16 protein-coding genes are annotated in these 13406 nt (G+C 61.9%); 5 read left to right on the forward strand and 11 right to left on the reverse strand.

Annotation, left to right across the window (positions count from 1 at the left end; genetic code table 11):
- Window positions 1-7: 7 nt before the first annotated feature.
- The 11 genes from K5607_RS09175 to K5607_RS09225 form a co-directional block, all read right to left on the reverse strand.
- Window positions 8-739: a cytochrome c1 gene (locus K5607_RS09175; protein ID WP_054773209.1), complete on the reverse strand. Its 732-nt coding sequence runs from the start codon at window positions 737-739 to the stop codon at window positions 8-10.
- A complete protein-coding gene (locus tag K5607_RS09180; protein ID WP_221046839.1) occupies window positions 740-2110 on the reverse strand; it encodes a cytochrome b in 1371 nt (456 codons plus the stop codon).
- Window positions 2110-2703 (reverse strand): ubiquinol-cytochrome c reductase iron-sulfur subunit, encoded by a 594-nt coding sequence (gene petA, locus K5607_RS09185; protein WP_054773208.1) that lies wholly within the window; start codon window positions 2701-2703, stop codon window positions 2110-2112. The genes K5607_RS09180 and petA overlap by 1 nt, the downstream gene beginning before the upstream one ends.
- Before the next feature lie 141 nt (window positions 2704-2844).
- On the reverse strand, window positions 2845-3933 hold the full coding sequence (gene hisC / locus K5607_RS09190; RefSeq protein WP_221046840.1) for a histidinol-phosphate transaminase: 1089 nt from the start codon (window positions 3931-3933) through the stop codon (window positions 2845-2847).
- A 7-nt stretch (window positions 3934-3940) separates the two neighbouring features.
- Window positions 3941-5245: a histidinol dehydrogenase gene (hisD, locus tag K5607_RS09195; RefSeq protein WP_221046841.1), complete on the reverse strand. Its 1305-nt coding sequence runs from the start codon at window positions 5243-5245 to the stop codon at window positions 3941-3943.
- 61 nt (window positions 5246-5306) lie between these two features.
- Window positions 5307-5942 (reverse strand): ATP phosphoribosyltransferase, encoded by a 636-nt coding sequence (hisG, locus tag K5607_RS09200; protein ID WP_054773281.1) that lies wholly within the window; start codon window positions 5940-5942, stop codon window positions 5307-5309.
- A gap of 8 nt (window positions 5943-5950) precedes the next feature.
- Window positions 5951-7216 (reverse strand): UDP-N-acetylglucosamine 1-carboxyvinyltransferase, encoded by a 1266-nt coding sequence (gene murA, locus K5607_RS09205; protein ID WP_221046842.1) that lies wholly within the window; start codon window positions 7214-7216, stop codon window positions 5951-5953.
- A 50-nt stretch (window positions 7217-7266) separates the two neighbouring features.
- On the reverse strand, window positions 7267-7593 hold the full coding sequence (locus K5607_RS09210; protein WP_221046843.1) for an STAS domain-containing protein: 327 nt from the start codon (window positions 7591-7593) through the stop codon (window positions 7267-7269).
- Window positions 7594-7598: 5 nt separating this feature from the next.
- Window positions 7599-8117, reverse strand: a complete 519-nt coding sequence (gene mlaD, locus K5607_RS09215) for an outer membrane lipid asymmetry maintenance protein MlaD (RefSeq protein ID WP_221046844.1) — start codon at window positions 8115-8117, stop codon at window positions 7599-7601.
- Window positions 8117-8899, reverse strand: coding sequence for a lipid asymmetry maintenance ABC transporter permease subunit MlaE (gene mlaE, locus K5607_RS09220; RefSeq protein WP_173586033.1), 783 nt, complete (start codon window positions 8897-8899; stop codon window positions 8117-8119). Before mlaE ends, mlaD begins: the two co-directional genes overlap by 1 nt.
- Window positions 8900-8905: 6 nt before the next feature.
- A complete protein-coding gene (locus K5607_RS09225; protein ID WP_054773280.1) occupies window positions 8906-9727 on the reverse strand; it encodes an ABC transporter ATP-binding protein in 822 nt (273 codons plus the stop codon).
- Between the two features lie 288 nt (window positions 9728-10015).
- Between K5607_RS09225 and K5607_RS09230 the strand changes: the two genes are divergently transcribed.
- From K5607_RS09230 to lptB, 5 genes are read left to right on the forward strand one after another with little or no spacing between them, the layout of a single operon-like run.
- A complete protein-coding gene (locus K5607_RS09230) occupies window positions 10016-10999 on the forward strand; it encodes a KpsF/GutQ family sugar-phosphate isomerase (protein ID WP_221046845.1) in 984 nt (327 codons plus the stop codon).
- 28 nt (window positions 11000-11027) lie between these two features.
- Complete coding sequence (gene kdsC, locus K5607_RS09235) at window positions 11028-11549, forward strand: 3-deoxy-manno-octulosonate-8-phosphatase KdsC (protein ID WP_054773279.1); 522 nt, start codon at window positions 11028-11030, stop codon at window positions 11547-11549.
- A 3-nt stretch (window positions 11550-11552) separates the two neighbouring features.
- Complete coding sequence (gene lptC / locus K5607_RS09240; RefSeq protein WP_054773278.1) at window positions 11553-12122, forward strand: LPS export ABC transporter periplasmic protein LptC; 570 nt, start codon at window positions 11553-11555, stop codon at window positions 12120-12122.
- Window positions 12112-12666 carry a lipopolysaccharide transport periplasmic protein LptA gene (gene lptA, locus K5607_RS09245; RefSeq protein ID WP_054773277.1) on the forward strand — a complete coding sequence of 185 codons (555 nt, stop codon included), beginning with the start codon at window positions 12112-12114 and terminating at the stop codon, window positions 12664-12666. The genes lptC and lptA overlap by 11 nt, the downstream gene beginning before the upstream one ends.
- Before the next feature lie 5 nt (window positions 12667-12671).
- The gene (lptB, locus tag K5607_RS09250) at window positions 12672-13397 is read left to right on the forward strand and encodes an LPS export ABC transporter ATP-binding protein (protein WP_221046846.1); all 726 of its coding nucleotides are present in this window, start codon (window positions 12672-12674) and stop codon (window positions 13395-13397) included.
- Window positions 13398-13406: the final 9 nt, after the last annotated feature.

Raw genomic sequence — 13406 nt, forward strand, 5'->3', positions numbered from 1 at the left:
ACATCAATTAGAGAATATCAGCGTCGACGTCACGCCAGTACTCTTTCTTGAGCTTGTAGAGTACCACCATGAGGATGACTAGATAGAACAGCACCCACTTCCCCAGACTAGAGCGCTCCAATTGCGCCGGCTCGGCCACATAGGCCAGGTAATTGGTCAGGTCGCCGACCGCTTGGTCGAACTGCTCGGCGTCCATACGCCCGGGCTGGACCAGCGACAGCTTATAGCTCTTGTGGCCGTTCCATCCTTCTTCGACGACCCGCTCCTGCTGCCCCTGCAACTCGCCCAGCACGTTGGGCATGGCCACATCCTTAAACAACAGGTTGTTGACGCCGGTCGGTTTGGACGGGTCGAGGTAGAAGCTGCGCAGATAGGTATATACCCAGTCCGCGCCGCGCGCGCGCACGGTCAAGGACAAATCCGGCGGCGCCACGCCGAACCACGACACGCCGTTTTCTTTGGTCAGGCCGGTGGTCATCACGTCGCCGATAGCGCCTTCGCCATGCAGGAAATCCTTCAACACCGCCGCCTCGTCCATCCCCGCATCCCGTACCAAACGGGAATAACGCATGTATTTCAGCGAATGGCAGCCTTGGCAATATTCCGCATAGAGGCGCGCGCCGCGCTGTAGCGACGGTTGGTCATACACATCCACCGGCGCGCTATCCAGGGATAGGCTTTCGCTAGCGACGGCCCATAGCGGTGAGAAGCACAACAAGAAGAAAAATAGCTTATTCATTTAGGGCATCGGCGATTTGTTCTTGAATTTTTCTTCCCAGAATTTGACCATGGTTCCTTGGTATGTGGGATGAGTCACTATATATTCCTTATATTCCTTCGAACGACCCGCCAACCAGCGGAAAGCCGGACGCTCCAGCAACGGCACAGGCTTGGTTACCCGATCCGGCACCGGCAAGGTCTTCTCCCAGCGAGTGTAAACCGGCATGGCCAGGAAGAAGGCGAAGTACACCAAGGCGAACGCCTGAGCAAACAAGGTCGCCACCGGCGTCACCGGCTGGGTGCCGAGATAGCCCAAGCCCAAGAAACTGACGGTGAATACGCCCAGTATTACTTTGTAACGCGGGCTGCGATAGCGGATGGATTTCACCGGGCAGCGGTCCAGCCACGGCAGCACGAACAGCACCACGATGGACAACCCCATGGCGACTACGCCGCCAAGCTTGTTGGGCACCGCCCGCAAGATGGAGTAGAACGGCGTGAAGTACCAAACCGGCGCGATGTGTTCCGGCGTGACGATGGGGTCCGCGGGAATGAAGTTGGCGTGTTCCAGGAACAACCCGCCCATCGCCGGAGCGTAAAACACCACCCAAGCGAAAGCCAGGGCGAATGCGGCCACGCCCACCAGGTCCTTCACCGTGTAATAGGGATGGAACGGAATGCCGTCCAAGGGGACGCCACGGCCGTCCTTGAGTTTCTTGATTTCGACGCCGTCCGGATTGTTGGACCCTACCTGGTGCAGAGCGACGATGTGCAGGTAAACCAGGATGACCAACATCAACGGCAAGGCGATAACGTGGAAGGCAAAGAAACGGTTGAGCGTCGCATCGGAAATCAGGAAATCCCCTCGAATCCACTGCGCCAGATCCTCGCCGAACCAGGGAATCGCGCCGAACAGGGAGATGATCACCTGGGCGCCCCAGTAGGACATCTGGCCCCAGGGCAGCAGATACCCCATGAAGGCTTCGCCCATCAACAGCAGGAACAAGCCCATGCCCAGCACCCAAACCAACTCGCGCGGCTTTTTGTAAGAGCCGTACATTAGGCCGCGGAACATGTGGAAATAAACCACCACGAAAAACGCCGAAGCGCCGGTGGAATGCATGTAGCGGATCAACCAGCCCCAGTTCACGTCGCGCATGATGTACTCGACGGAGTCGAACGCCAAGGTCGCATCGGGCTTATAGTGCATGGTCAACCAAACACCGGTGAGCAACTGGTTGACCAGCACCAACAGCGCCAGGGAGCCGAAGAAATACCAAAAGTTGAAATTCTTCGGGGTGTAATACTTTGCCAGATGTTCGTTCCACACCTTGGTCAGCGGGAAACGCTGGTCAATCCAGCCCAACAACGGTATCAAATACTTGTCCATCAGGCCTTAGCCTCGTCGTCGCCAATGATGATGCGCGTATCGCTCAAGTAGCGGTACGGCGGAATGTCCAGGTTGGTGGGAGCCGGAACGCCTTGGTAGACGCGGCCGGCCAAATCGAAGCGGGAACCGTGGCAGGGGCAAAAAAAGCCGCCTTTCCAAGCGCTGCCCAAATCTTCCGGCGCCACTTCGGGACGGAACGTCGGCACGCATCCCAAATGGGTGCAAAGCCCCAACGCGACAAAATACTCCGGCTTTATGGAACGCGCCGCATTTTGCGCCGCCTGCGGCTGCACCGATTCTTTCGATTGCGGGTCGCGCAACTGGCTGTCCAGGCTAGCCAGATCCTTCAGGCTCTGCTCGGTGCGCCGCAGCACCCATACCGGACGTCCCCGCCATTTGACGCGGATCAGTTGGCCCGGCTCAATCTTGCTGATATCCACTTCCACTGGCGCTCCTGCCGCCTGCGCCCTTGCGCTGGGCTGCATGGACGACACAAACGGCACCGCCACAAACGCGGCGCCGACCGCGCCGACGGCAGATGCGGCAACGGTAAGAAATTGGCGCTTGCTGTTGTCAACGCCCTCATTATTCATCAATGCCACTCCAATTCATTTGCGCCATCACTGAGGAAACAAACCCTTCACTTTTGGTTAACGTTACAGAAGCGCGGCGATTTTGGGCGATTGCCCGCCACAAATCAAGTCGGAAACGCGACCAGCCACGGCTTTGTGGGCTCAGCGGCCGCTTATCGCCTGCTCCAAAGCAGAGATAAAACGGCGGTTTTCCTCCGGCTTTCCCACCGTAACTCGCAGGCATCCGGATAAAGCGCCGCCGGCGCTAGAGGAATTCTTGATCAGCACGCCGCCGCGCTTGATGCCATCGAACACATCGCCCGCCGCGACGCCTTCGCAGCGAAACAGGATGAAATTCGCCCGGCTGGGGAACGGCGTGATGCCCGGCATGGATTGCAGCGCCTGAAACAAGGCTGCCCTCTCCTGCCGCAGCAACGCCGTTTGCTCCTCGAATACCGGCAGCCTTTCCAGCGCGAATTCCACCGTCGCCTGCGTCAGCACGTTGATGTTGTAGGGCATGCGCACCTTGTCCAGCTCATGGAGCCACGAAGGCGGGCCCGCAAGGAACCCCAAGCGCAATCCCGCCAGTCCCAGCTTGGACAACGTGCGCATCACCAACAGATTGCCGTGGCGCGGCAAATCCTCCATGAAACTGGCCTCGGCGAAGGGCGCGTAAGCCTCGTCCACCACCACCAGGCCCGGCGTCAGGGCAACGATCGCTTCCACGTCGGCGCGTTCGAATAGGTTGCCGGTGGGGTTGTTGGGATAAGCCAGGAATACCAAGGCCGGCTTGTGCTCGGCAATCGCCGCCGCCATGGCCGGCATATCCATGGAAAAATCCGCCGCCAGCGGTACGCCGACGAACTCCAGACCCAGCGTGGAGGCGATCTGCCGATACATGACGAACGTGGGTTCCGGCGCCAGCACCTTGACGCCGGGCCCGGCCACCGCCATGAGCAGCATTTGGATGATTTCGTCGGAACCGTTGCCCAGCAACAGGTCCATGCCGGGCGGCACGCCGTTGCTGTCGCGCAGCAGCGTTTTCAGGCCAGCCGGTGACGGGTCGGGATAACGGTTGAGGGGCAGCGAACGCAGGCGTTCCAGCCATTCCGCCGTCATGGCCTCAGGCCAAGTGTAAGGGTTTTCCATGGCGTCCAACTTCACATACCCAACGGCGTCGGCCACGTGATAGGCGCTCAAGGCGCGCACCTCCGGCCGTATCAACGACTCCACCGCGATTGCCGCAGCCATGGCCGCCTCAGCGACCCCGGTAACGAGCCGACAAGGCGTGAGCGCCCAGTCCCTCGCCCCGCGCCAGCAAATCCGCCACGCGGCCGAGTTTGGCCGATCCCGCCGCCGAGCAGTTGATCAGGCTGGAACGCTTCTGGAAATCGTAAACCCCCAACGGGGAGGAAAAGCGCGCCGTGCGGGCGGTAGGCAGCACGTGATTGGGCCCGGCGCAATAATCGCCCAAGGCTTCCGCCGTGTAGCGCCCCATGAAAATAGCGCCGGCGTTGCGGATGCTCTTCACCAATTCGTCCGGGTCGGCCACGGACAGCTCCAGGTGTTCCGGCGCGATGTGGTTGGCGACGTCCGCCGCCTGGGCCAGATCCCGCACTTTAATCAACGCGCCGCGATCCGACAGCGATTTGGCGATGACGGCCGCACGCTCCATCTCCGGCAGCATGCGGCGGATGCTAGCCTCGACCTTGTCCAGGAATGCCGCATCGGGGCTAAGCAGGATCGCTTGGGCATCCTCGTCGTGCTCGGCTTGGGAAAACAGATCGGCGGCGATCCAATCGGGATCGGTGCCGCCGTCGCAAATGACCAGGATCTCCGAAGGACCAGCCACCATGTCGATACCGACCTGACCGAACACCAGCTTCTTGGCCGTCGCGACGTAGATGTTGCCGGGGCCGACGATCTTGTCGACGCGGGGGATGCTGGCGGTGCCGTAAGCCAAGGCGGCCACCGCCTGGGCGCCGCCGACGCGGTACACCCGGTCGACGCCGGCCAGGTGGGCGGCGGCCAGCACCAATTCGTTGACCTCGCCCAGGGGGGTGGGCGTCACCATGATTACTTCCGGCACGCCGGCGACTTTGGCCGGAATGGCGTTCATCAATACCGAGGACGGATAGGCCGCCTTGCCGCCGGGCACGTACAAACCGACACGATCCAAGGGAGTGACCTGCTGCCCCAGGACGTTGCCGTCCGCGTCTTCGAAGCGCCAGGACTGGAGTTTTTGCTGCTCGGCGTAGGTGCGAATCCGCTCGGCGGCGAATTGCAGTCCTTCGGCCAAATCGTTGGGCAGATTATCCCAGGCTTGCTGTAGGCGGGCCTTGGGCAATTCCAGATCGGCGGCGCCGGCCAACTGGTATTGATCGAAACGCTGGGTGTATTCCAGCAGCGCCCCGTCGCCCTCGCGACGGATACGGCCGATGATTTCCAACACCCGCTGGTGAACGGCTTCGTCGCTGCTGGCGTCGTAGCTGAGCAGCTTATCCAGCTTGTCCTGGAAATCGCCATCGGCTGCGTCGAGCCGGTTGATCATCACTTCGCTCATGAATCCACCATCTGTGTTGTGCGGTTTCCCGCCAGAGCGCGGAAAGCCGGAGTGAGTCCGCCTACTTCGCCGCCCGCCGCTCCACGGCGGACGCCAACTGCCCTACCAGCGCCTTGACCGCCTCGTGTTTCATTTTCATGGCGGCCTTGTTGACGATCAGGCGCGAGCTGATGTCCATGATCAAGTCGCGCGGCTCCAAACCGTTGGCCTTGAGGGTGTTGCCGGTGTCCACCAGGTCGACGATGCAGTCGGCCAGCCCCACCAGGGGCGCCAACTCCATGGAGCCGTACAACTTGATGATTTCCGCTTGCACGCCCTGGCCGGCGAAATAACGCTGGGCGATGCCCACGTATTTAGTCGCCACCCGCAAGCGACGCCCCGGGAACGGCACGCCGACGCGGCCGGCCGTCATCATGCGGCAGCGGGCGATGTTCAAATCCAGCGGCTCGTAGAAGCCTTCCGACCCGTATTCCAACAACACGTCTCGACCCGCCACGCCCAGGTCCGCCGCGCCGTAATCCACGTAGGTGGGCACGTCGGTGGCGCGCACGATGAGCAGGCGCACGTCCGGCTGATTGGTCTCCAGAATCAGCTTGCGGCTCTTGTCGGGGTCGTCGGCTGGCACAATGCCCGCGTCCGCCAGCAGCGGCAGGGTGTCTTCGTAGATGCGGCCCTTGGATAAGGCGATGGTCAGCACGGGGCCTCCTAGCGCGGCATGCGGCGAATCTCAGCGCCCAATTGCGACAGCTTTTCCTCGATGCACTCGTAGCCGCGATCGATGTGGTAAATGCGGTCCACCACCGTCTGGCCTTCGGCCACCAAGCCGGCCAGCACCAAGCTGGCGGAAGCGCGCAAATCGGTCGCCATCACCGGCGCCGCGGTCAAACGATCCACGCCGGTGATGATGGCGGTGTTGGATTCCAAACGAATGTTGGCGCCCATGCGCTGCATTTCCTGCACGTGCATGAAACGGTTCTCGAACACGGTTTCGGTGATGACGCCGACGCCCTCGGCCACGCAGTTGAGCGCGCTGATCTGCGCCTGCATATCGGTGGGGAACGCCGGATACGGCGCGGTGCGCAACGATACGGCCTTCGGGCGTCGGCCTTGCATGTCCAGCTCGATCCAATCCTCGCCCACGGTGAGCAGCGCCCCCGCTTCCCGCAGCTTGGCCAGCACCGCGTCCAGCAGATCGGGAGCGGTGTTTTTCAGCTTGACCTTGCCGCCGGTAATGGCCGCCGCCACCAGGTAGGTACCCGTTTCGATACGGTCGGGCAGGATGTTGTAGTGCAAACCCTTGCCGGACAGGGACTCGACGCCTTCGATTTCCAGCACGTCGGTGCCGACGCCGTTGATCTTGGCGCCCATGGCGATGAGGAAGTTCGCCAAGTCCACCACTTCCGGCTCGCGCGCGGCGTTTTCCAGCACCGTGACGCCGTCGGCCAGCACCGCCGCCATCATGAGGTTTTCGGTACCGGTCACCGTCACCTGGTCCAACACCAGCCGGCAGCCCTTGAGCCGCTTGCAGCTGGCGTGGATGTAGCCGTTTTTCACCGAAATGTCGGCGCCCATGGCGGCCAGGCCTTCCAAGTGCAGGTTCACCGGACGGGTGCCGATGGCGCAACCGCCCGGCAGCGAGACTTCCGCCTTGCCGAAACGCGCCAACAGCGGCCCCAGCACGAGGATGGAGGCGCGCATGGTCTTGACCAGTTCGTAAGGCGCGTAAAACGTCTTGATGGTGCTGGAATCGACCTCGATGTTGAGTTTTTCGTCGATCACCAGGTGCACGCCCATCTGGCCCAACAACTCCATGGTCGTGGTGATGTCGTGCAAATGAGGCACGTTGCCGATGGTGACCGGGTCTTGCGACAACAAAGTGCCGGCCAGAATCGGCAGCGCCGCGTTCTTGGCGCCGGAAATGCGCAGCTCGCCCACCAGGGAGTTGCCGCCGTTTATGATCAATTTATCCATGGAAACCGCTTAGCCGCGTGACGCGGATTGAGTTAGGAACGTTACGACGTTCATAGGGACAGAATGTCTTCCAGGCCACCCACCTTGGCCATACGCAAAATCTGATCCGGCACGTGCCGGAAATCCAACTGGCGATTCAAGCGGTTTGCCTGCGCCAGCCATTCCACCAGCAAGGCGAGGCCCGCGCTGTCGGCGCGCCGCACCCCGCTCAAATCCAGCTCGATGGCGCCTTGGCCGGCGAACAGCGCTGCGCCCCGCCGCAACAAGGCGGGAACGCTGGCGAAACTCAGCTCCCCTTCCAGGGCAAAGCGTCCGCCGCCTTGATCGCTCAAAGCCGCCTGCGCCGCACCGTTGTCGTTATGCCGGCACCACCTCATGGCGTTCAGCCGCCTGCCGCCGCGTCGTCTTTCTTGTCCGGCGACTTGTCGCTGGCCTTCTTGTCGCCTTCGGCCTTGTTATAGAGGAATTTACTCACCACTTCCTCCAACACAATCGCCGACTGCGTCAGATCCACGACGCTGCCGTTTTTCAGCACGTCATCGGAACCGCCTGGGCTGAGGCTGATGTACTGTTCTCCCAGCAAACCGGCGGTCAGCACGCTGGCCGTGGTATCTTCGGGCAAGTTGTCGAACAGCGGGTCGATGCGCATCTCCACCACCGCCTGGAACTTCTTCTTGTCGAAGTAGATGTTGCTGACACGCCCCACGCGCACGCCGGACATGGACACCGGAGCCCGTACTTTGAGGCTGCCGACGTTCTCGAAATTAGCCTTGATCAGGTAACCGTCGGTGGTCTCGTAATCGGCCAAATTGCTCACTTTCATGGCCAGGAAGAACAAGGCCACCAACCCCAGGGCCACAAACAGCCCCACCCACATTTCTGTCGCTTTCGACTGCCGCATCAATCCTCTCCAAACATCAGGGCCGTCAACACAAAATCGCAGCCCAGCACGGCAAAAGCCGAGTAAACCACGGACCGGGTCGTGGCGCGCCCCACGCCTTCCGAGGTAGGCACCGCATCGTACCCCTCGAACACCGCGATCCACGTCACCACCGCACCGAACACCAAGCTTTTGATGACTCCGTTGAGGATGTCATCCCAAAAATCGATATGAGCCCGCATGGCCGACCAGAAAGCGCCCTCGTCCACGCCCAGCAGGCCCACGCCGACGAAATAGCCGCCGATCACGCCCACCATGCTGAACAGGGAAGCCAACAACGGCATGGAAATCAAGCCGGCCAGGAAGCGCGGGGTAATGATGCGCTTAACCGGGTCCACCGCCATCATTTCCATGCCGGACAATTGCTCCGTGGCTTTCATCAGGCCGATTTCGGCGGTCAGCGCCGAACCGGCCCGGCCGGAGAACAGCAGCGCCGTCACCACCGGCCCCAGCTCGCGCACCAGGGAGGCCGCCACCATCACGCCGAGGGACTCCTCGGCGCCGAAGTCCGACAATACGTTGAAGCCCTGCAGTCCCAGCACCATGCCGACGAACAAGCCGGAAATCGAAATCAACAGTACGCTGAGCACCCCGACCGACAACATCTGCGCGCTGAGCAAGCGGGGACGCAGCAAAATCCCCAGCACTCCGCGCAACACGTGCAGCAGGAACAGCATGGAGCGCCCCAGTTTTCGGAACGCCTCCAGCGTCGCCCTTCCCAAGCGTTCAAATAAATTCATCATGCCTTCCTATTTCCGCTGGGCGCCCAATAAATCCCGGGCGAAATCCGGCGCAGGATAGTGGAACGCCACCGGGCCGTCCGGCAGCCCCTGCATAAACTGCCGCACCCAATCCGAATCCGATTCGGCCAACTCGGCCGGCGTGCCCTGCCCCACCACGCGCCCGCCGGAAACCAGGTAGATATAGTCGGCGATGGCGGCGGTTTCCTGCACGTCGTGAGACACCACGATGCTGGTCAGGCCCAGTGCGTCGTTCAACTGGCGGATCAACTGCACCAGCACGCCCATGGAAATGGGATCCTGGCCGGTGAAGGGCTCGTCGTACATGATCATCATCGGATCCAGCGCCATGGCCCTGGCCAGCGCTACGCGACGCGCCATGCCGCCGGACAGCTCGGCCGGCATCAGCCGGCTGGCCCCGCGCAGGCCCACCGCCTGGAGTTTCATCAGCACCAGGGTGCGGATCATGGATTCCGGCAGCTTGGTGTGCTCACGCAGCGGAAACGCCACGTTTTCGTAGACGTCGATGTCGGTCAGCAGCGCCCCGCTCTGGAACAGCATGCCCATGCGCTTGCGCAACTCGTACAACTCGCCCAGGCGCAGCTTGTGCACCACCTGCCCATCCACGGCGACGCTGCCCTTTTGCGGCAGCAATTGGCCGCCGATCAGGCGCAGCAAGGTGGTCTTGCCGGTGCCGCTCGGGCCCATGATGGCGGTGACCTTGCCCCGACGGATATCCATGTCGATGCCGTCGAAAATCTTGCGCGAGCCGCGCGAGAACGACAGGTCGCGGACGGTAACAAGGACGTCGCTGTCCGAAGCGGTACTCATGCCGAAATCGAAGCTCCGTGGAACGGGAATGGCGTAAACAAAGTCGGTTATTGTCCCCGACGGGTCCGCCGCCAGTCAACCGACGCAACGGCAGGCCGGCGGATACGCGACCTAAGGCGCGTCGAATGGGCGACGGCGCGCGTCGATTTTCGGCGCGCTCGGCCGAATCGGTCCGCCTCTCCCGGCACGGCGGACGAACACGCCGTCCCATGCCAATCGGCGCCGCAGGTTATATAATGCGGCCAGCCCCGCCCGTCGGGCCAAAAGCAACCCTCCCCATACGACCTCATGGTATTGGCTCCCCCCGACAACGAACTTTGCCGCTCCGGCCTAGCCGTGATCCGCACCGAAGCACAGGCGGTGGCCGCACTGGAGCCACGCATCGACCAAGCCTTCGCCGCCGCTTGCCGCCTGTTGCTGGAATGCAGGGGACGCATCGTGGTGACGGGCATGGGCAAGTCCGGCCACATCGCGGGCAAGATCGCCGCCACCCTGGCCAGCACCGGCAGCCCGGCGTTTTTCGTCCACCCCGGCGAAGCCAGCCACGGCGACTTGGGGATGATTACTCCCGGCGACGTGGTGCTGGCCTTGTCCAACTCGGGCGAAACGGACGAGATACTCACGATCCTGCCGCTAATCAAGCGCATCGGCATTCCGCTTGTCGCCATGACCGGCGAGCCGGCCTCCACCTTGGCGCGGCAGGCGTCCGTGCATATCGACGTGGGGGTAGAGAAAGAGGCTTGCCCGCTGGGATTGGCGCCCACGTCGAGCACCACCGCTTGCCTGGCCATGGGCGACGCCCTGGCCGTCGCGCTGCTGGAAGCGCGGGGCTTCAGCCGCGACGATTTCGCCCTATCCCACCCCGGCGGCAGCCTGGGACGCCGCTTATTGCTGAAGGTCGGCGACCTCATGCACACCCAAGCGGACATACCCGCCGTGGTCGAATCCGCCCCCCTCAGCGAGGCCCTGCTGGAAATGTCCGCCAAGAAATTGGGCATGACCGCCGTCGTCGACGGCGAAAACCGCATCAGCGGCATTTTCACCGACGGCGACCTGCGCCGGCTGCTGACCAAGACCCACGACCTCCGCACCACCCCCATCGCCGACGTGATGACCCGCCGATGCACCACGGCCACACCCGACATGCTGGCGGCGGAAGCGCTCGCCGTCATGGAGCGTAAGAAGATCAACGGCCTGCTGGTGGCGGACGAACAAGGCCGCCTGGTGGGCGCCCTGAACATGCACGATCTGCTGCGTTCAGGTATCGTTTAAGAAAAAACCAACGTACCCAATAACCATCATGCAGGAAATCCTCAACAGAGCCGCCGCCGTCCGCCTGGTCATCTTCGACGTGGACGGCGTGCTTACCGACGGCAAACTGTTCTTCGACGACCAGGGTCGCGAGTACAAATCCTTCCATGCGCGCGACGGCCACGGCATCAAATTGCTGCGGCGCACCGGCGTGGAAGTCGCGGTCATTTCCGGCCGCAAGGCCGAATCGGTGGGGCGGCGCATGGCCAGCCTGGGAATCGAACACGTTTACCAAGGGCAAGAAAACAAGCTGGCAGCGTTGGAGGACTTATGCGGCCGGCTTGGTCTGCGTCATGAACAAATCGCCCACGTCGGCGACGATTTGCTGGACTTGCCGCTCATGCGCCGGGTCGGCCTCTCGGTGGCCGTCGCGGACGCCCATTGTTCTATACTCAACTACGCCCATTGGCGCACGACCCTGCGCGGCGGCGAAGGCGCGGCGCGGGAGGTATGCGATTTAGTCATGCGCGCTCAAGGCACCCTCAACGGCATTATCGAATCCTATTTTTAAGCCATGCGCCTGCGCGAAGTCCCGATTTCCCTGTTCGCCGGCTTGATAGGCCTGTCCCTGGTTTCCTGGTGGCTGGCGGAATTGATGACGCCGCCGCCGGAGGAAACCAAGGCGGACCTGGAACACAGCATCGACTACTATGCGAAAGACTTTATCCGCACCGAAATGAAGGCCGACGGCACGCCTAAAAGCCGCCTGTTCGCCGTCGCCATGGGGCATTATCTGGACAACAACGTCTCTGAGATGGAAAAGCCCGTCATGCTGTTTTTCAATCCCGGCGTGCCGCCGTGGGTGGTGCGCGCCAACACGGGCACCATTTCCGGCGACGGCAACGAAATTTTCCTCGGCGGCAAGGCATGGCTGAGCAGAGAACCTTTCGGCAGCGACAAGGGACTGGACGCCTACAGCAAAAACGTCACGGTACACATGGACAAAAGCTACCTAGAGTCCACCGAATTCACCGAAATACTCAACCATCCCCATTACACCAGCGGGACCGGCATGCACACGGATTTCTCCGACGGCATGCAGATCAACCTGCTGTCCGACGTAAGAGGCCGCTATGAATTTTAACCACCGCCCCTGGCTGCTGCTGGCATTGCTGACGCCCTTGGCCGCGCAGGCGCTGGAAAGCGACGCCAAGGAGCCCATCTATGTGGACTCCGACACGGCCACTTACGACGACCAGAAAGGGATCGCCATCTACACCGGCAACGTCCATTCCGTGCAAGGCTCGCTGGTCACGGATAGCGACCAGATGACCGTTTACCTCAACCAAGGCAAGATCGACAAAATCTTTGGCGTCGGCAACCCGGTGCACATCGTGCAAACCCAAGAGGAAGGCAAAGGCACCATCGACGCCACGTCGTTAAAGGCCGAGTACTATCCCAACGAACACCGCTTGATCCTCATCGACAACGCCATCGTGCTGCAAAGCGGCAACATCTACAAAAGCGACCGCATCGAATACGACACGCAAAACTCCGTCGCCGTCGCCGGGGAAAGCACTTCCAGCAAAAAGCGGGTGCATACCATCATCGGCCCCAAGAGCTCGGACCCGGCCGCCCAGCCGGCACCCGCGCCCGCCCCAGCAACTTCCCCCGCCAAGAAGCGGTAGACATCATGGCAGTACTTTCCGCGCACGGCCTGCTCAAGGCCTACAACAAACGCCGCGTGGTCAACGACGTGTCACTGCGCGTCAACAGCGGCGAAATCGTCGGCTTGCTCGGCCCCAACGGCGCCGGCAAAACCACCAGTTTCTATATGATCGCCGGCCTGGTGCAGCCCGACGGCGGCAATATCAAAATCGATAACGCCGACATCACCCACATGCCCATGCACGCCCGCGCCAAGCTGGGCGTCGGCTATCTGCCCCAGGAGCCTTCGGTCTTCCGCAAGCTGACGGTGGCCGACAACCTGCGCGCGGTGTTGCAGCTGCGCGACGATTTAACCGACGGCCAGCAGGAACTCTTGATCGAGGAGCTGCTGGAAGAATTCCATGTCGGCCACCTGCGCAACCAGAAAGGTATCGGCCTGTCGGGCGGCGAGCGGCGCCGCGTCGAAATCGCCCGAGCCCTGGCCAGCGAGCCGCAGTTCATCCTGCTGGACGAACCTTTCGCCGGCGTCGACCCCATTTCGGTCATCGACATCCAAGGCATCGTCTCGCACTTGGCACAACGCGGCATCGGCATCCTCATCACCGAACACAACGTGCGGGAAACCCTCAACATCTGTAATCGCGCCTACATCATCAGCGAGGGCCAAGTGATCGCCGAAGGCGAACCTTCCGCCATCGTCGCCAACGCGGAGGTCAAACGGGTTTACTTGGGCGAATCGTTTACCATCTAGGCCTGTGCC

The organism is Methylogaea oryzae, from assembly GCF_019669985.1.
Taxonomy (GTDB): domain Bacteria; phylum Pseudomonadota; class Gammaproteobacteria; order Methylococcales; family Methylococcaceae; genus Methylogaea; species Methylogaea oryzae.